The 18,625-nt window shown below is 69.8% G+C and carries 15 protein-coding genes and 1 pseudogene; 3 read left to right on the forward strand and 13 right to left on the reverse strand.

Annotated features, from left to right (window positions below; translation table 11 throughout):
- Positions 1 to 21: 21 nt before the first annotated feature.
- The gene (locus tag ABZ532_RS15250; RefSeq protein ID WP_361282757.1) at positions 22 to 762 is read left to right on the forward strand and encodes a hypothetical protein; all 741 of its coding nucleotides are present in this window, start codon (positions 22 to 24) and stop codon (positions 760 to 762) included.
- On the opposite strand, the gene ABZ532_RS15255 is transcribed toward ABZ532_RS15250, so the two are convergent.
- A complete protein-coding gene (locus ABZ532_RS15255; protein WP_361282759.1) occupies positions 734 to 2,044 on the reverse strand; it encodes a cytochrome P450 in 1,311 nt (436 codons plus the stop codon). The genes ABZ532_RS15250 and ABZ532_RS15255 overlap by 29 nt on opposite strands.
- Positions 2,041 to 2,820 (reverse strand): alpha/beta hydrolase, encoded by a 780-nt coding sequence (locus tag ABZ532_RS15260; RefSeq protein WP_361282761.1) that lies wholly within the window; start codon positions 2,818 to 2,820, stop codon positions 2,041 to 2,043. Before ABZ532_RS15260 ends, ABZ532_RS15255 begins: the two co-directional genes overlap by 4 nt.
- Positions 2,821 to 3,131: 311 nt before the next feature.
- Here ABZ532_RS15260 and ABZ532_RS15265 point away from each other — a divergent pair, with 311 nt between their 5' ends.
- Entirely contained in the window at positions 3,132 to 4,721 is a 1,590-nt protein-coding gene (locus tag ABZ532_RS15265; protein WP_361282763.1) for an alpha/beta fold hydrolase, read from the forward strand.
- 114 nt (positions 4,722 to 4,835) lie between these two features.
- Here the strand turns inward: ABZ532_RS15265 and ABZ532_RS15270 are convergent, their stop codons facing one another.
- From ABZ532_RS15270 to ABZ532_RS15305, 8 genes and pseudogenes are all read right to left on the reverse strand, one after another.
- Positions 4,836 to 5,279: a DUF6278 family protein gene (locus tag ABZ532_RS15270; protein ID WP_361282765.1), complete on the reverse strand. Its 444-nt coding sequence runs from the start codon at positions 5,277 to 5,279 to the stop codon at positions 4,836 to 4,838.
- A gap of 77 nt (positions 5,280 to 5,356) precedes the next feature.
- The gene (locus tag ABZ532_RS15275; RefSeq protein WP_361282767.1) at positions 5,357 to 6,154 is read right to left on the reverse strand and encodes an exodeoxyribonuclease III; all 798 of its coding nucleotides are present in this window, start codon (positions 6,152 to 6,154) and stop codon (positions 5,357 to 5,359) included.
- Positions 6,155 to 6,223: 69 nt separating this feature from the next.
- On the reverse strand, positions 6,224 to 6,856 hold the full coding sequence (locus tag ABZ532_RS15280; RefSeq protein ID WP_361282769.1) for an MBL fold metallo-hydrolase: 633 nt from the start codon (positions 6,854 to 6,856) through the stop codon (positions 6,224 to 6,226).
- Between the two features lie 36 nt (positions 6,857 to 6,892).
- Positions 6,893 to 8,173, reverse strand: a complete 1,281-nt coding sequence (pcaC, locus tag ABZ532_RS15285; protein WP_361282771.1) for a 4-carboxymuconolactone decarboxylase — start codon at positions 8,171 to 8,173, stop codon at positions 6,893 to 6,895.
- A 33-nt stretch (positions 8,174 to 8,206) separates the two neighbouring features.
- Complete coding sequence (locus tag ABZ532_RS15290; RefSeq protein ID WP_361282773.1) at positions 8,207 to 8,584, reverse strand: hypothetical protein; 378 nt, start codon at positions 8,582 to 8,584, stop codon at positions 8,207 to 8,209.
- A 152-nt stretch (positions 8,585 to 8,736) separates the two neighbouring features.
- Complete coding sequence (locus ABZ532_RS15295) at positions 8,737 to 9,246, reverse strand: hypothetical protein (protein WP_361282933.1); 510 nt, start codon at positions 9,244 to 9,246, stop codon at positions 8,737 to 8,739.
- Between the two features lie 218 nt (positions 9,247 to 9,464).
- A pseudogene (locus ABZ532_RS15300) lies at positions 9,465 to 10,592 on the reverse strand (ROK family glucokinase); the annotation flags it as partial.
- Positions 10,593 to 10,612: 20 nt separating this feature from the next.
- Positions 10,613 to 11,998 carry a DUF2254 domain-containing protein gene (locus ABZ532_RS15305; protein WP_361282775.1) on the reverse strand — a complete coding sequence of 462 codons (1,386 nt, stop codon included), beginning with the start codon at positions 11,996 to 11,998 and terminating at the stop codon, positions 10,613 to 10,615.
- A 184-nt stretch (positions 11,999 to 12,182) separates the two neighbouring features.
- Here ABZ532_RS15305 and ABZ532_RS15310 point away from each other — a divergent pair, with 184 nt between their 5' ends.
- Positions 12,183 to 14,066, forward strand: a complete 1,884-nt coding sequence (locus ABZ532_RS15310) for a glycoside hydrolase family 15 protein (RefSeq protein ID WP_361282777.1) — start codon at positions 12,183 to 12,185, stop codon at positions 14,064 to 14,066.
- Positions 14,067 to 14,226: 160 nt separating this feature from the next.
- Here ABZ532_RS15310 and ABZ532_RS15315 read toward each other — a convergent pair whose 3' ends face one another.
- From ABZ532_RS15315 to ABZ532_RS15325, 3 genes are read right to left on the reverse strand one after another with little or no spacing between them, the layout of a single operon-like run.
- Positions 14,227 to 15,990, reverse strand: a complete 1,764-nt coding sequence (locus ABZ532_RS15315; protein ID WP_361282935.1) for a cation:proton antiporter — start codon at positions 15,988 to 15,990, stop codon at positions 14,227 to 14,229.
- 12 nt (positions 15,991 to 16,002) lie between these two features.
- Entirely contained in the window at positions 16,003 to 17,055 is a 1,053-nt protein-coding gene (locus ABZ532_RS15320; RefSeq protein ID WP_361282779.1) for a cytochrome d ubiquinol oxidase subunit II, read from the reverse strand.
- Positions 17,052 to 18,560 (reverse strand): cytochrome ubiquinol oxidase subunit I, encoded by a 1,509-nt coding sequence (locus ABZ532_RS15325; protein WP_361282781.1) that lies wholly within the window; start codon positions 18,558 to 18,560, stop codon positions 17,052 to 17,054. Before ABZ532_RS15325 ends, ABZ532_RS15320 begins: the two co-directional genes overlap by 4 nt.
- Between the last annotated feature and the right edge of the window lie 65 nt (positions 18,561 to 18,625).

Below are 18,625 nucleotides of genomic sequence, written 5' to 3' on the forward strand. Positions count from 1 at the left end.
GGCCCGCTACCATGCGCGCCCATGAACGAAGACCTGCGCGAGCTTGTGCTCGGTGTCGTGGCGGCCGGAACAAGTGCTTCACTCGGCTGGCTGGCACGTACCTACCTCTGGCGCCGACGGCTCCACCGCAAGCAGGCCTTCTTCGGTCTGCCGCAGGACTCGGAGTGCCTGCTCGTCGTCAACCGCGAGCCCGCCAGTGAGGGTGCGGTGCATCGCTTTGACGTCTTCACGCTGCTCGAACTCTCGGCGCTGATCAAGGACTGCGGCGCGCATGCCCAGATCGTCCAGCACGACACCGCACGGCAGGGCTTCGGCGACCGCACGGAGTTCTGCGTGGGCGGTCCCGGCAGCAATCGCCGGATGGGGGCACACCTGTCATCGCTGCTGCCCGGTGTGCGGGTCAACACCGACGCCGAGCCGGGTCCCGACCGCCTGGCGTTCCAGATAGGCACCGAGCACTACCGGCTGGACAAGGGCGCCACCGAGTATGTGCTGCTGGCCCGGCTGACCGCGGGCGAGGGCGGCAGACCGGTGTTCCTCTTCTGCGGTCAGCGGGCGATCACGAACCAGGCGGCGGCCCGCTATCTCGCCCGCCACCACGAGCGGTTGTCCCGGAAGTACGGCGGCAGGTCCTTCGTGCTGCTGCTGAAGGTGCTCAACACCGAGGCCTACGGGCCCGATGTCGTGGAACTCGTCGCCGATGTGAGCAGGGCGGCGCAGTCCCCGCTGCCGGTCAGCCCAGACGCACCCGCAGTGACTTGATCCCGTTGATGAAGTTGGACACGAGGTGCCTCGGCGGTTGTGCGAGCGTCATGGGCGGGAGCGTCTCGCGTACCTCGTCGTGCAGTACGCGCAGCTGAAGCCTGGCGAAGTGGGCGCCTAGGCAGATGTGCGGGCCGTCGCCGAACGAGACATGGGGGTTCGGCCGCCGTGAGAGGTCCAACCGGTACGGGTCGCGGAAGGCCCGCTCGTCGTAGTTGGCCGCGGCGTGGAACACCACGACCTTGTCGCCCGCGCGTATCCGGCTGCCGTGGACGACCGTGTCCCGGGCGGCGGTGCGGCGGAACGACAGGACCGGTGGATGCCAGCGCAGCAGCTCGTCGACCGCCGTCCCGAGCGGGATGTCCCCCTCCCGCAGCCGCCGTTGTTCGTCCGGGTGCTCGGCGAGCGCCAGCAGGCCGCCCGGCGCCGCGCTGCGTACCGTGTCGTTGCCGGCCACGGTGAGCAGGAAGAAGAACATCTCCAGTTCCGCGTCCGTCAGTGCCGACGCGGCGAGCGAGGTCATCACATCATCGGCGGGCACGCGCCGCTTGTACTCCGCGAGTTCCTGCGCGTAGTCGAACATCTCCCGGAGCATGGCGGGCGAGCGGGGGTTGACCGGACGGCCGCGGTCGTCCAGCAGGGGCGGCTCGTCCGGGTCCTGGTAGGCGATGACGCGTTCGGTCCAGCCGAGAAGCAGGCCGCGGTCGCTCTCCGGTACGCCGAGCAGGTCGGCGAGGTTGAGGAGGGCGTAGTCGTCGGTGACGGCGGAGACCAGATCGACCACCGGTCCTCGTTCCCGGGCGGCGCCGAGCAGTTCGCGGGCCCTGGCCCGGGCCGCCGCGGTGAAGCGGTCGACACGGGCCGGGGTGAAGGCCCGGCTCACCAGCCGCCTCAGCCTGCCGTGGCCGGGGCCGGACTCTTCCGTGGCGCCCGGCGCTGGGTCCTGGTTGAGCATCATCCGGCGGATGAACGGAAGATCGGCCGGATCGGGGTCCCGGATCTGTGTGGCGCCGAGCCAGGACGAGAAGGTGCCCGCGTCCTTGAGCACGCGTACGACGTCGGCGTGCCGGGTGAGGGCCCAGAAGCCGGGTCCGGCCGGCCAGCCCAGTACCTCGTACTCCTCCTGCCAGGCCACGGGATGGTGGGCACGCAGGGTGCGGAAGGCGTCGTGCGGCAGCCCCCGCCCATAGAGCCTCGGGTCGAACACATCGGGGACGGCCGGCACGGCGGAGTCCGGGCGGGGTGCGGGTGTCCTCGTGCCCTGGCCCTGGGGTCCGCTCATGCGTCCGCCCGAAGGAAGTCCTCCACGGTACGGATGAGCTGCAGCGGGGTCTCGTCCATGGCGTAGTGCCCGGCCGCGGGCAGTTCGGCCAGCTCGCCCCGGGCGTACCAGCGCAGCCAGGTCTCACGCATCAGCGCGGCGCCGAGCGCCGGGTCGAGGCCGCCGACGATGGCGAGGGCCGGGATGGCCGAGCCCTCGATCTCGCTGTGGAAGTCCTCGACCGACCAGGAGTCGAGCCAGGCGCGGAACGCCTTGGGGTCGCTCCTGCGCAGCGACCGCTGGGTCATCCGGTCCAGCCACGCGCCGGGCCGTACCGATCCGGTGGTGATGTCGATGATGGCGCGGCGGTTCGCCGGGACATCGGCGGCGTCGGCGAACAGCCGCCACTGGTCGGGCGGCATCGGGAGGCCTCCCGCGGGCACCGGGGAGATCCCGACCAGCCTTCGCACTCGCTGCGGGGCACGCGCCACGACGCGCTGGGCCACGGCCCCTCCCATGGAGTGGCCGACGACCGAGAAGCGGTCCCAGCCGAGCTCCTCGGCGAGCGCGAGCACATCGGCGGCGCCTTCGCCGGTGGTGTAGGCGCCGGTGGCGCGGATCGCCTCGCCATAGCCGCGCAGGTCCACGAAGGCATAGCTGAAGGAGGTCAGGTCGAGGTCGTGGAACAGGGGCGCGTAGGCGTCCCGGTCGGCGAACCAGCCGTGCACGGCGATGACATGGTGCGGTCCTTGGCCGATGAGCGTGTACGGCGGCACAAAGCGGTGATTTTCGGTCACGGTGACGACATCTCCGATCGCGGGGCAGCCGAGTGGGGCATTGCGGGTGTACGCCACCACGGTGGACCGCGGATCCCGCGATCACCAGGGTGCAGAACCGGCGCACGGGCGGACTTCCCCCGTACGGAACAGCAGGAAAGGCCGCCTGACGAACCCTCAGCCCCCGGGTCCGCGCGACGGTCGGTCCTTGCGTACCCGACACATCGTCAAGCAATCGTTACCCGCACGTAACTTACCGACCAGTTACCTCGGGTAAGGAGCACCGGTTACCGTCGGGTCACTTTCGTACTTGCACGAGTCAGGAGTGACCGATGGGACACCCCCACAAGGCCCTGCGGACGGCCACGACCGGCGCCGCCTCGGCCGCTCTCCTCGCCGGTACGGTGTTCGCACTGAGCCCCGCCGCACCGGCAGCCGCCGCCACCATCGGCGCCCACCCAGGCGTACGGTTCGTCGACATCCACGGCGACGGCGGTACCGTCCTCAAGGCCAATGTCGTGACCCCGGCGAACGCCGACGGATCCCGCACCTATCCCGTGATCGTGCTGCCCACCAGCTGGGCCACGCCGCAGGTCCAGTACCTCGCCCAGGCCGCCAAGCTCGCGGACTCCGGCTACGTGGTGGTCAGTTACAACGTGCGCGGTTTCTGGCAGTCCGAGGGGAACATCGAGGTGGCGGGCACGCCGGATGTCGCGGACGCCTCCAAGGTGATCGACTGGGCGCTCGCGAACACCCCCGCCGATCCCTCCAGAGTCGGGATGGCGGGGATGTCGTACGGAGCCGGCATCAGCCTGCTGGCCGCGGCACACGACAAGCGGGTCAAGGCAGTCGCCGCCCTCAGCGGCTGGGCCGACATCCCCGCCTCCATCTACGGCGGGCGCACCGAGCACCTCCAGGCCGCCGCACTGCTCGGCGGCACCGGCTATGTGACCGGTCGCCCCAGTCCCGAACTCCAGCAGTTCATGAAGGACTTCCTCGGTGGCATCGACCTGGCGAAGGAAGACGAGATGATCGCCTGGGGGAAGAAGCGCTCCCCCGCCACCTATGTGGACCAGATCAACCGGAACGGCGCGGCGATCATGCTGGGCAACGCCTGGGGCGACACCATTTTCCCGCCCAACCAGTACGCCGAGTTCTATGAGCGGCTGACCGTGCCGAAGCGGCTGGAGTTCCGCCCCGGCGACCACGCCACCGCCGAGCTCACCGGCCTGCTTGGGCTGCCCAACGACACCTGGACCAGCGCCCGCCGATGGATGGACCACTACCTCAAGGCCGACGACAACGGCGTCGACCGCGAGGCGCCGGTGCGGATCAAATCCCGCTCGGACGGCGGCTACGAGTCGTATCCGGACTGGAAGTCGGTGGGCGCGGACACCCGGAAGTTCGAGCTCGAGGGCACCGAGAAGATCCATGCCAACATCGACTCGGGCGCCAACGGCGGGGTCACCGTGCTCTCCAGCGCACTGGACCAGTTCCTGAAGGTCCCGCCGATGGCATCGATCCCGCTGCTGCCGCGCTGGTTCGCCGCGGTCTGGCAGTCCGAGCGGTATGCCTCCGAGCAGCACGTCAGAGGCACGGCGAAGCTGCACACCACAGTCACCAGCACCAAGGAGAGCGGCACCCTCATCGCATACCTCTACGACGTGGGCCCGCTCGGCCTCGGCAAGTTGATCAGCAACGCCCCCTACACCTTTCACGGCCAGACTCCCGGTCGCCCGTTCGGCGTGGATATGGAGCTGTACTCCACGGCCTACGATGTGCCGGCGGGCCACCGTCTCGCCTTGGTCGTCGACACCGTTGACCCCCTCTACATCGAGCACAACCCGTCCGGGGCGAAGCTGACCTTCTCCTCACCGGCGCACGACCCGTCATATGTGTCGGTCCCCCTGCGTGAGAAGTGATCTCCGGCTGGCCACCGGTCCGGGCGCGGTCAGCGCAAACTATCCGGCGCGACAGGGGGCTTCACACCCAACACGCACCCAACACGGATAAATACGGCATAAGCGGTAGGAATGTCAGGCTTCTGCCGCTTCCGCGTACACCTGGGACAGCTCGGGCGAGCCCTGAGCCGCCCAGTCAAGACCCGCCTCCACCACGTTGATCTCACGTCCGGACGCCAGCCGGACCACCGGCTGGCCACCGGGCCAGACATGCCAGGCGGCCCCCCGCACGGTGCGGACGATCACCGTACCCAGATACAGACCAGCGTCATTGCCCACCCAGGGCAGTTCCTCGGGATCGTCGCGCCAGCGCGGCGGAAGCTGGTCGAGCGCCTCCAACGAGCGGGGCGTGTCGTCCAGTTCGAGCCCCTGCTGTCCCGCCCGGGCACGCAGCAGCTCGCACTCGGCGAGCAGCTCGGCCACGCCGTCGGGGTCACCCCCGACGGCGGAGGCCAGCGTCTGTCCGCCCCGCTCGGCACCATGCTTTTTACGCCAGTTGTCCAAGAAAGGGATGTTCATACGGATCAGCCTCGCATTCCCGTGGACGGCGCACCACAGGGCGCGCGGGGCGCGCCCCGGGGCCGGGGCGCTGAGCCTCAGAGACCGGAGGCGGCGTCGAGGGCGAGATCGACCACCACCGGGGCGTGGTCCGACGCCCCCTTGCCCTTGCGCTCCTCGCGGTCGACATAGCTGTCCTTGACGGCCTTGGCGAACGGCTCGTTGCCGTACACCAAGTCGATGCGCATCCCCCTGTTCTTGGGGAAGCACAGCTGGCGGTAGTCCCAGTATGTGTACGGATGGTCGTACTTGAGCGGGCGCGGCACCACATCGGACAGACCGATCTCCCGCAGTCCCGCGAGCGCGGCCCGCTCCGGCTCGGTCACATGGGTCATACCCTCGAAGAAGGAGCGGTCCCACACATCGTCGTCGGTCGGCGCGATGTTGTAGTCGCCCAGCACCGCGAACGGGCGGCTGCCCGCGACGTCCTCGGTGACGGCCTGCTTCAGGGCCTCCAGCCAGGCCAGCTTGTACACGTAGTGCTCATGGGAGACCTCCCGGCCGTTGGGCACGTACACCGACCACACCCGCACCGGCCCGCAGGTGGCACTCACCGCGCGCGGCTCCTGCGCCCCGCCGTAGGCGGGGCCGCCCGGCAGCCCCATGACGACGTCGTCGAGCCCGACCCGGGAGAGCAGCGCCACTCCGTTCCACCGGCCGTCGGCGTTCACCGCGGACTCGTAGCCGAGTTCCTTCAGCGCGTCGGCGGGGAACTGCTCGGAGGTGCACTTGGTCTCCTGGATGCACAGCACGTCGGTGCCGCTGCTCTCCAGCCAGGCGAGCAGCCGTGGCAACCGGGCCGTGATCGAATTGACGTTGAACGTGGCGATGCGCATGCCGCAAGCGTAACCGCGGGGTGTGACATACGGGGGCGCACAGAAGAGCGCCCGGACAAGGCCTCCGGCCTAGATCTCCGCCGAGTCCCCCGAGGCGAGCCTGCTGTGCTCCGCCCCGCCCAGATTGCCGATGTGGGTGTCGTAGATCGGTCGCGCCAGCTCGGTCAGCAGCGCGTCGTGGACGTCGATCGCCCGGCGCGGACCGATCTCACGCACATAGTCGATGACCTCGGAGACCTTGCTCCAGGGTGCCATCACGGGGAGCATCAGGGTGTCCACGGACCGTTCGGGCACGGTCAGGGCGTCCCCCGGGTGGAAGACCGAACCGTCCACCAGGAACCCGACATTGGTGACGCGCGGAAGGTCGGGGTGGATGACCGCGTGCAGTTCGCCGTACACCTGGACGTCGAAGCCGGCGGCGGAGAACGCGTCGCCGTTGCCCACGGTGTGCACCCGCCCGGGGAAAGCGGTGGACAGCTGGTCGGCGACACTGCGCAGGGTCCAGATCTCCGCGGCGGGGTTGGCGTCCAGGGCGACGCGCAGCCGGGTCTCGTCGAAGTGGTCGGGATGCTCATGGGTGATGAGCACCGCTTCGGCGCCCACGGCCGCGTCCGCCTCGCTGAAGGCCCCGGGGTCGATGACGAGGGTCCGCCCGTCCTTCTCCAGCCGGATGCAGGCGTGCGACTTCTTCGTGAGCTTCACCTGGGTGACCTCTCTTTCGCGGCGGTGCGGCGCATCCTATGCGTGCGGGGTGGTCTCCTCGCGGATCACCCCTTGGGCCACGCGGAATGCCGCGTTCGCCGCGGGCACGCCGCAGTAGACCGCCGCTTGGACGAGCACCTCACGGATCTCCACGGGGGTGAGCCCGTTGCGGAGCGCCGCGCGGATGTGCACGGCCAGGTCCTCGAGATGGCCGCCCGCGACCAGGGCCGTGAGCGTGACCGCGCTGCGGGTACGGCGGTCAAGGCCGCCGCGGGTCCACACCTCGCCCCAGGCGTAGCGGGTGATCAGCTCCTGGAAGTCGGCGGTGAAGTCGTCGGCCGTCGCCAGCACGCGGTCCACGTGGGCGTCGCCCAGCACCTCCCTGCGCACCTTCAGCCCCGCCTCGTACAGGTCGGGGCGGGCGGTACGTCCGGTGCCCGGCCGCTCAAGCGGGGCGGCGGCGATTTCCCCGGCCGGGGTGACCGGCGCGGAGAGCCCCGGCGACGCGGACGGCGCGGGGATCGCGGTCAGGGTGTCCTGCCAGGCGAGGGAGAAGTGGCGGGTCAGCAGGTCGGTGACGGCGGCCGGCTGCTCCACAGGGGCGAGATGGGAGGCACCGGGGACCAGGGCGAGCCGCGCGTCCGGGATGCCGGCCACGAGCGTCCGGGCCTCGGCGGGTCCGGTGAGCTGGTCGTCGGAGCCGACCAGCACGAGCGCGGGGACCCCGATGCGCCCCAGGTCCTGGCGTACGTCGAAAGCCGCGAGCGCCTCGCAGGCCGCGACGTAGCATCCCGGGTCGGTGGTGCGCACCATCTGCACGGCCCACTCGACGATCGCGGGCTGCGCGGCGGCGAACGCGGAGGTGAACCAGCCGTCCGGCGCGCTGCGGGCCATCGGCTCCAGCCCGTTGGTGCGGACGATCACCCCGCGCCTGCGGAACTCGTCGGCGGTCCCGAACCTGGGCGAGGTCGCGATCACCGCAAGCGTGGCCACCCGCTGCGGCAGCCGCAGCGCGAGATCGATCCCGATGGCCCCGCCGATGGAGCACCCCGCGTACCCGAAGCGCTGCACACCGAGCCCGTCGAGGGTGGCGACGAGGCGGTCCGCGAGCTCGGTCACCGAGTCCGCGGGATGTGCGGGAGAGCCGCCATGACCGGGGAGATCGAAACGCAGGATCCGCCATCGCTGGGACAGTCCCGGTATCTGACGGTCCCACATGTGCCATGTGGTACCCAGCGAGGGTCCGAGGACGAGTACGGGGGCGTCGTCGGGACCGTCGATCCGGTACTGCAAGGTGTTCGGTACTGTCTCGCTCACCCGCCCGACCCTCTCACACACGGGTCGCGGGCGTTACACGACTATGCCCTGCGCCGGGTCTTCTGCCTCATCGGCCTCATCGGTGAAGGCCAGAATTCCGTGTACGCAGCAGAGAAGACCGGTGCTGGATTTTCGGCTCACCAAGTCGTCGAGCAATCCGTAGCCCGTGCACAGCGCCGCCTCATTCCCCTCGTATGATTCCAGGTTGATTACGGCCGCCTCGAGCAAACCGAGCTCGCTGACGAGTAAAGGAATGTGGCGGCGACCTCTTACGGCAGCGAATCCAGCTCGTGCGTACAAGGTCGATATCAGAATGGATCCGCTGGCCCTTGCGACCATGTCATTGTCGGCGCCGCTGAGCTCGGCAATCTGCGCATGGGTGTATTCGAAGATTTCCACAAGGGCCGTCATTTCTCGAACGGTGATCCCGATCGCATTCGAGTCGTACGGTGCTACCGGTGGCTCCTCGGGTTGATCGCGGCGTCTTCGCATGCCGTGACCGTAGAGCTCGAACCACCCGCAAGCCAAGGCCGATTCGCAGCCGGCCGGGCGCTGGTTCAGGATCAGGGAGTCGTGGTCGAGACGACGAAGACCTCGGGCGAGGACGGGTCGGTCAGATTGACGGTGATGTCCTGGGTGGGCCGGGGATCCGTCTGCGGGTGTGTGGTGCCCGACCACAGGGTGTCGGGGCCGAAGGTCCAGCCGACCGTGGAGGCGTCGCGCTCGCCGATGGTGACCTCACCGGTCTTCAGCTCGGAGCGGGTGGTACCGACCCGATTGAGGAACAGGTCGAGGCCCGCGGCGGTGGTCCGGAAGGTGACGTAGAACCTGCTGGACTTCCAGTTGGAGGTCTCGTAGTAGGCGACTTCGGTGGCCTTCGCGGGGATGGGCACCTCGAAAACACGGCGCTTCATCTTGGACGGCCAGTTCTCCCGCAGCCCGGTCGCCGATGACTCGCGCTCCTTGTCCAGGCCGCTGTTCCGGCTCTGCTCGGCGGAGATCAGCAGGTATCCGGCCGGGACGCCGATGAGCAACACGATCACCAGCAGCGTCAGACAGCGGCGGAGGATCATGTGCCGTCTGCCCTCCGCGTCATCCGGGTGGTGCGCTGACTTCCGGGGGGTCTGTCGGGGCAGGGTCATGAAGTGGGTTCCTGGGGCGTGGTGCGGGAGGTGCTGCTGCCGGGCCCGGCATGATCGAGGCTGCCGGCGCTGTCCGGCCGGCCCTCGACGGCACCGCCGTTGCCGGTGCCGCCGTTGCCAGTGCTGGTGCCGATGTTGTTCGCGCCGGCGTTGCGCAGCGCCTGGGCGTAGCGCTCGTACCTCTCATGGCGCTCGACACGGCGCCGGTTGGCGCGCCTGAAGCGGCGGGCGACCAGCCGGGCCAGGTCGGCGGCGCCGACCATACCGGCTTCGGGGCCGAGCTGGGCTTTGGCGATCCGCGCCTCGGGCCGGTAGCCGCGGCCGGTGAGATGCCGCCGGAAGGCGTCCCGCGCCGGGCCGATCAGCAGATCGTCGGCCGCGCTGACTCCGCCGCCGATGACGAAGCAGGAGGGGTCGAGTGCCGCCGCGAGGTTGGCGATGCCGACCCCGAGCCACTGACCGATGTCCTCGAGCAGCTCGACGCACATCGCGTCGCCCTCACGCGCCAGTTCGGTGATCAGGGGGCCGGTGATGTCGGGGATGCCGCCCTTGACCCGCTCGATGATGTTGTGGGCGACCGGGGAGTCTGCCGCGGCCAGTTCGCGGGCCTCGCGGACCAGTGCGTTGCCTGAGCTGTACTGCTCCCAGCAGCCGCGGTTGCCGCAGGGGCAGCGGTGCCCGCCGGGCACGACCTGCATATGGCCGAATTCCCCGGCGACCCCGTACTTGCCGCGTTTGACCTGCCCGCCCTCCAGGATCGCCCCGCCGATACCGGTGCCGAGGGTGATCATGACCAGGTGGTCCTCACCACGGCCGGCGCCGAAGCGCCATTCGGCCCAGGCGGCGGTGTTGGCGTCGTTGTCAACCATGACCGGCACGACGAGGCGCTTCTCCAGCGAGTCGCGCAGGGGTTCGTTGCGCCAGGCGAGATGGGGCGCGAAGAGCACCGTGGAGCGGTCGGCGTCCACCCACCCGGCCGCCCCGATGCCGACGGCGTGCACATCGTGCCGGTCGGAAAGGTCGAGTACGAGTTCGACGATGACGTCCTCGACGACCTTGGGACTCTTGGACTTGTCGGGGGTCTCGGTGCGGACCTTCTCCAGGATGACGCCGTCGGCGTCGACGACACCGGCCATCACCTTCGTGCCGCCGATGTCGATCCCCACCGTCGGGACGCGCGGCGCGGTGAGGTGTGAGCGCCGCTCCCGTGGGCCGGTGGTCCGCAGGGCGGTGGCCCGGGCGGCGCCTCTGTGGGCGAAGTCACGGTACGTGCTCACGGCGTCCCTGTGAGTGGTCGTTACGGTCCGGTCTGCTGAGGCGGGCGGTGCCCGCCGTGCCCGATTGTGCCATCCGGGGCTCCACCGGGCCCGGTGCGGCCCGGTGCGTCAGGGCTCACGGGAGAGCCGCCGCCGATGCCCTGGCGGTCCGGTGTGAGCGCCATGGCACGCCGCGCCGGGTCGGTGAAGGCGTGCCGCACCGAGTCGTCCAGGAGCCCCAGCTCTGTGCGCACCGTCACGGCACGCTCATCGGGGAGGGCGGCGAGCAGGGCGTCCAGCACGGCCCGCAGCCGCCGGCAGACCTGGACGGACGTGGAGCCGTACTCGCGGATCTCGGTCACCGCGAGCTGGAGGAAGTCCTCCCAGGAACGCCCCGGCACCACGAGCCGGGGCCGGCCCCGGCCGTCATGGAGGGTGTAGCCACGGGCCGGTTCCATCCTGCCGACGGTGTGCAGGAAGGCTTCGATGTGGTTCAGTACCTGAACGGCGGTCGTGGGGTCGTTCACGGCCGGTGACAGCGCCCTGATGGCGATGTCGACGAGGATCCGCAGCGCGAAGGCCGGATCCTGTTCGATCGTCCGTTCGACACCGAGGGCGATGTACCCGCTCAGGGTTGGCGGATCGGGGGGTGCCGTCCCGTGGATCTCGATCAGCGTGGCGCCCGGCGGCACGAAGTCACCGATCCTGTGCGGCAGCACGAGTACGCAGTCGTACCGCTCCGCCGCGGCTCTCAGCCGTGCCACCTGGAGACCCTGGATCGTGCCGCCCCGTTCGGTACGGACCAGCGTCACGGGTCCGGGCAGCGGCGGCGGGAACGGTTCCCCGCCCGGCACCGCGGGCCGCAGCGTCCCGCTCTCCGCCAGGGCGGTCCCCCGCCTGAGCACGGACTGGCCGGACCGCACCACCAGTGAGGCGATGGCCACCGGCCTGAGGTTGTGGATGAAGCGGTTGAGGTAGATCAGCAGCAGCATCAGGCTCACGGCGACCGCGGCACCCGCCAGTGTCACGCCGATGTCGGGCACGAAGTCCGCCTCGACGTTGCGCAGCAGGGAGAAGGCGAAGGCGAAGGTCCCGGTGAAGGTGGCCAGCACGGCCTTCTGCAGCCGATCGCGGTACCACAGACGCATATAGCGCGGGGACAGGGTGCTCGTCGCCTGCTGGACCACGAGGACGCCGATGGTGACGACGAAACCGAGCAGGGCGATCATCGCACCGACGATGGAGCTGAGCACACTGCTCGCGGTGCTCGCCGAATACTCCCAGCCGGGGGGCGCGTCGACGTTGCTGTCGAGCCAGACCGCGGCGTCGGCGAGCAGGGCGCCGAACACGAACCCGAGGAGTGGCACGATCCACAGGCTTGCTTTGACGTACTGCCTCAGCTGGAAGGCCGTGGCCCAGGACATCATGGGCGTCGCACCCCCGGGATCACCTGGTGCACATGCTCCTCGCGCTCCTTGGCGTTCCTCCACGGTAGTGCCGCAGCCCAGGAAGCACTAATCGCCCGAAAAGCCTGAAGTGCCCCGATTGTCTAAGCTGATGGGGTGGTGTGGGACGGCGTCCGCCTCCCGGCCGGGGCGAAAGGGGCTCAGGATGGGCGACTACCCCCTGATCGAGGACCACGGTCTGATCGGTGACCTCCAGACAGCTGCGCTGGTCACCACCAACGGAACCATCGACTGGTACTGCACTCCGCGGTTCGACTCGCCCAGCATCTTCGGCGCACTGCTGGACAGCGAGAAGGGCGGACACTTCAAGGTCACCCCCACCGACAAGACGTACTCCACCAAGCAGCTCTACCTGCCGGACACCGCCATCCTCGTCACCCGCTTCATGACCGAGAGCGGCGCGGGCGAGGTCATCGACTTCATGCCGGTGACCGGCACTTCCGCCACCGACCGGCACCGCCTCGTACGCCTGCTGCGCTGTGTGCGCGGCAGCCTCACCTTCGACGTGGACATCGCGCCCCGGTTCGACTACGGCCGCAAGCCGCACAAGCTCCACTTCACCGAGAAGGGCGCCGTGTTCGAGGCTGAGGGGATGGAGCTGACGGTCCACGCGGTCCGTGAGCCCGAGGACGTGCGCCTCGTGCCCGTGTTCTTCGGCGACGACCAGGACCTGCACTTCAAGCTGACTCTCCAGGCGGGCCAGGAGCGGGGTGTCGTCATCGAGACCTTCGCCGACGGACCGCCACGGCACATCACCCACAGCGAGTTCGTCGAGCTGTTCGAGGAGACCGTCCAGTTCTGGCGCTCCTGGCTCCACCAGTCCCGTTACTCGGGCCGCTGGCGTGAGGCGGTGGAACGCTCGGCGGTGACCCTGAAACTGATGACCTACGCGCCCAGCGGCGCACTGGTGGCGGCGCCGACCGCGGGACTGCCCGAGCAACTGGGCGGCGAGCGCAACTGGGACTACCGCTTCACCTGGATCCGCGACGCCTCGTTCTCCGTGTACGCCCTGCTGGGCCTCGGATTCACCGAGGAGGCGGCGGCGTTCACCGGCTGGCTGCGTGACCGCGTCCACGAACAGGCTGACCGGGCGGGCGACTTGTGCCCGCTGAACATCATGTACCGGGTCGACGGATCGTCCGACCTCGTCGAGGAGACGCTCGACCACTGGGAGGGCTACGCGGGCTCCAGCCCCGTGCGCGTCGGCAACGGCGCCGCCACCCAGCTCCAGCTCGACATCTACGGCGAGGCGCTCGACAGCATCTTCTTCGCCCATGAGCGGGGCATCCAGCTCGACCACCGCGGCTGGTCCTCCCTGCGTACCCTCCTCGACTGGCTCAGCGACCACTGGGACCAGCCCGAGGAGGGGCTGTGGGAGACCCGGGGCGGACGCAAGGACTTCACCTACGGCCGGGTGATGTCCTGGGTCGCCTTCGACCGGGCCCTGCGACTGGCCGTCGCGAGCGGTCGCCCGGCCTCGCTGGCACGCTGGAGCACGGAGCGCGACAAGGTCTACGAGCAGGTCATGGCCCGCGGCTGGGACCCCGAGCGCCGGGCGTTCGTGCAGCACTACGGCAGCGATGTGCTCGACTCGTCGCTGCTGCGGATGTCCACGGTGGGGTTCATCACCCCAGCCGATCCGATGTGGACCTCCACGCTCGACGCAATGGACCGCGAGCTCGTCAACGACAGCCTGGTCTACCGCTACAACCCCGAGGCGTCACCCGACGGCCTGCGCGGCTCCGAAGGCACCTTCTCGCTCTGCACGTTCACCTACGTGGACGCCCTGGCGCGGGCCGGACGGCTGAACCAGTCGCGGCTGGTGCTGGAGAAGATGCTGACGTACGCCAACCATCTGGGCCTCTACTCCGAGGAGATCGACCTGACCGGCCGGCAACTCGGCAACTTCCCGCAGGCGTTCACGCACCTGGCGTTCATCGACACGGCGCTCACCCTGGACAGGGAGCTGAACCGCAGCGAGACCGACGGCGAACGCGACTCCGGTGAGGGGGCGGGGGCGTTCCTCTAAGGGCTGTCCCGTAATCCCCGGTGGATCAGCGCACGGCGTCAGATGCGGTGCATCGCAAGGCGGAGGGTCGTCCTCATACTGGGCGCATTCGGGCGATTCGACAACGCAGCGAGGCGCCGTAGCTGTCGTCGTGCGCCCGCCGGGGATTACGGGACAGCGCTTAGGGACCGGGTGAGGGACTGAGCAGCACAGCCCTGTCCCCCGGCCCCGGTCGCACCGCGTGCGTCCCGGTGGCCGGGGTCAGGCGGCCGTCCGCACGGAGCACGAACAGCAGGTCGTGCTGTGCCGGGACCTCGCCGCCGGGGCCGCCCAGGACGAAGCGCGCGCCGTGCCCGTAGCGTTCGGCGATGGTCCGGCGCAGCAGATGGGGGCCGAAGAGGATGTCGCGGTCGGTGTACGGGGCGACGGCGCCCGTGCTGTCGGCCGGTGGGCCGATGCGGTGTACCGGCTCCTCCACGCTGTCCTGCACCAGGACGGCGGCCAGGGCGTTGAAGTCGTCGTCGTCGGTGAGCAGGAACACCGCGCTGACGCCCTCCAGCTGGGCTCCGGGAGCCGTGGCGGTGGCCAGCAGCTCCCCCGGGGCCAAGGCGAGTCCGGCGCCGCGGATCCGCTCCCGCTGGTCCTCGGGTCCCGCCCACATCAGTACGTCGAGCCCGGCCGAGCGCAGGCACCGGCCCAGGGCGACCGCCCAGGGTTCGCCTCCCACCAGCAGCGGCCGGGTCCGGGCGGACCGGGAGACCCCGAGCCGGCCGGCCACGGGCACCGCGGTCAGCGCGTACACCAGGACCGTGCCGACGATCACGAGGAAGGTGACGGGAAGGATCACCTGCGAGCCGGGCAGGCCCGCCTCGTCCAGGCTGCCCCCGAAGGCCGAGGCCGTGGAGGCTGCCACGATTCCGCGTGGCGCCATCCAGCCGATGAACGCCCGCTCCCCGCCGTCCAGCCCGGTCCGTGCAGTGGACAGGTACGCGACGAGGGGACGGACCACCAGCACCAGAAGCGCGATCAGGCCGACGGCGGGCAGCAGCACGGGGCGTACGGCGGAGGGCGCGACGGATGCCGAGATGGAGACGAACAGCAGCCCGATGATCAGCTGGACCAGGGTCTCGAAGAAGGGGCGCCGGGCGGGCATGTCGAGTCCGCGGAGGTTGGCGACCGCGAGACCGGCCACGATGGCGGCGATCAGGCCCGTGTCGTCACGCAGCACGTCGCAGCCCGCCGACACCGCCACCACGACGGCCAGTTGGACCAGTGTGCCGAGGGTCTCCCCGAGCCGCAGGGTGCCCAGGGCGAGCCAGAGCAGCGCGGCTCCGACCAGCCCGCCGGCCACTCCGACCACGGCGCTGAGGAGGAACTCGCCGATGTGGAAGCCCTTTCCGACCTGGAAGCCGCCGACCAGGATCGAGTGGAACACCAGCGCCCCGAGGATGCCGCCGACCGGGTCGACGAGCGTGCCTTCCCAGACGAGGATGCGCCGCACCTGCTCCGACGGCCGGACGTATTCGAGCAGGGGCCCCACCACGGTCGGTCCCGAGACCACGAGGATGACGCCCAGCATCAGCGCGACGGCCACCGGGACGCTGAACAGCGCCGGGCCCACCGCCAGCACCGCCGCCCAGGTGATCAGCACCCCGAGCAGCAGCAGCCGGGCCACCACCGAACGGGTGCGACCCTTCAGATGCCGCAGTTCGAGGCCGAGTCCCGCGTCGTAGAGGATCACCGCGACGGACAGCGAGACGATGGACGGGAAGTTCTGCGGGGCCAGCTTGTCCGGCTGGACGACATCGGTGAGTGCGCCCGCCGTGAATCCCGCGGGCAGCAGCAGGATGAGCGCCGGGATGTGCAGCCGGCTCGCCAGGATCTGACAGCCCACGGCGAGCACCACGGTCAGCGCGATACCGAGGAGGAACTCGTCGGCGCTCAGCACCCGGGTCCCTCAGCCGCCGTCGGCGGAATCCCCGGCAGCGCTCTGCCGCAGGTCCGCGTCGTTGAGCGACTCCAGCTCGCCATGGGTGTCCAGCCAGTACAGCAGGATGACGGCAGGGACGACGAGCAGCAGGGCGACGAGGGTCACGAAGGCCAGCCACACCAGGGTGTTGGGGTCACCGGCCGCGTCCCGTACGGTCAGCGAGGTCGGGATCAGATACGGGCGCTGGGCGAGTCCCCAGGCGATGACGCCGGCCGCGACCACACCGACGGCTGCCGGACGGGTCCAGCGGGCGGACGACCGCCCCAGTTGTGCGGCGGTGGCCACCGCGCACACCGCGGCCAGCACCACGAAGACCAGACCCGCACCATGGGTGAGACCGTGCCAGACGTGCGGTGCGTCGTTGTGGGTGACGGCGAACGCTGCCACGCCGAGCACCACCACGACGACCAGGCTGCCGAGCGCCCTGAGCCTGAAGTAGCCCATGAGATCAGGGGCCTCGAAGCGCTCGGCGTCCGAGAGCAGGAACACCGCGCCCAGGAAGGCGGTGGCCGCGATGGTGAGCAGCCCGAAGAACACCGAGGTGGGGTTGGACCAGGCGTCCGCCGATGCCTCGGTGCCCGGTGCCACTCGCCCCGAGGCGATCCCCCCTACGGCCGCGCCGAGGAAGAAGGGGGTGAGCAGCGAGGAGATCGCGAAGACGGCCCCGTACAGACGACGCCGGGACAGCCGCCGCATGGGCTTGCGCAGGGCGAACCCGGCGCCGCGCAGCACCAGGCCGACGGTGGCCAGTGCCAGGGGCAGCCACATCGCCGAGAACACGGTCTGGAACAGCACCGGGAATCCGGTCCACATGATGACCATGACGAAGATCAGCCAGACGTTGTTGACCTCCCAGACGGGCGCCATGGCGTGGTCGATGAGCCAGCGTGGCCGCTTGCCGCGCTCCGCGCCTCCGGCGGCCAGGTCCCAGAATCCGGCGCCGTAGTCGGTGCCCCCCGCGCAGGCGTAGGCGGCGACCGCGAGCAGCAGGACGACGGCGATGATGTCGGCGATCGTCATGGGGTGCCGCCTCGTTCGTCCCCGGGCCCGGCGCCGTGTCCTGCCGGGGTGTCGCGGCCGGACGGTACCGGCCGGGGACCGTAGGGGGTGAGGGCTTCAGGTCCTTCCCCGCCCGGAAGCGTCGGACCCGCCGCCGCGGCGTCCGCCTGGCGCCAGCGGGTGCGCATCACGAGCAGCAGGGCCAGGAACGAGCCGAAGATGAACACGTATACGACGATCACCAGCCCGAACATGATCCAGAGACTGGTGGATCTGGTCGCGGTCACCGCTTCGGCGACCCTCATGTTCTGGTAGACGATCCAGGGCTGCCGTCCCACCTCGGTGGTGATCCAGCCGCATTCGACCGCGACCACGGAGGAGACCCCGGCGCACGCCGCGCTGCGGAAGAACCATCGCGAGGTGGGAAGCCGGCGCTTGCGGAACCAGATCCAGGCGTACCAGAGAGCCAGCAGTAGGAGCAGCGAGCCGATGACGACCATGAGGTCGAAAGCCCAGTGGACGATGGTGGCCTGGGTGGCGTTGGGCCGGTCGGACGCGGGGACCGAGGAAAGACCGGTGACCTTGGTGGCGGGGCTGAACCCGGCGAGGATGGAGTCGAGCTGGGGGATCTTGATGCCCCCGGAGACGGTGCCGTCGGGATGCAGCCGGCCGAACATGTACTCCGGCACATGGGTGTCCGTCTCCCAGACGATCTCCATAGCGGCGAACTTCACCGGCTGTTTCTGGAACACCGCGCGGGCGATGGCGTCGCCGAGTACGAACTGCACGGGCGTGAACACCGCGGCGACCGTGAAGGGGACGGTGAAGCCGAGACGGTGGTAGCGGTCCCTGCGTCCACGGAGCCAGCCGACGGCGTACACGCCCGCGACGACATAGCCCGCGGTGACGAGCATCGCCACCACGAAGTGCCAGTACTGGGGCCCGAACATGGGAGTGAAGAGGGCTTTCCAGACGCTGACGTCGACCGGGTTGCCCTCGGCGTCGAGTGTGAAGCCCTGCGGTGTGTTCATCCATGAGTTGGCGGCGATGATGCCGAACGCCCCGAGCAGGGCGGTCACGGGCAGCGGCACACCGAGGAGGAAGTGCGTGCGGGCCGGAAGCCGGCGCCAGCCGTAGAGGTAGATGGCGATGAGCACGGCTTCCAGGAAGAACGCCCAGGCCTCCACACCGAATCCGATGCCGAAGACGTCGCCCCAGCGGCCCATCAGACCCGGCCAGAGCAGCCCGAACTCGAAGGACAGCACGGTCCCGGTGACCACGCCGACGGCGAACTGGATGGCCATGACGGCCGACCAGCGCCGGGCGAGCAGCAGTGCGACGGCGTCGCCGGTGCGCAGCCCCCGGTAGTGCATGATCAGGGTGATCAGCGGAAAGGCGACCCCCATCGGCACCAGAATGATGTGGGATGCCAGCGTGAATGCCATGAGCTCCCTGGCCGGGAGCAGCTGGGCGGGTGCGTCGGCCAGCAGCCGGGCGTCCGCCAGCAGGTGGACCGCGTGGTGCATGTGTGCCTTCGGTGGTCAGACGCCGCGAGCCCGCCCTGCGGGCGGACGCCGCTCGTTCACGAACA

Source organism: Streptomyces sp. NPDC019396, from assembly GCF_040632375.1.
Taxonomy (GTDB): Bacteria; Actinomycetota; Actinomycetes; order Streptomycetales; family Streptomycetaceae; genus Streptomyces.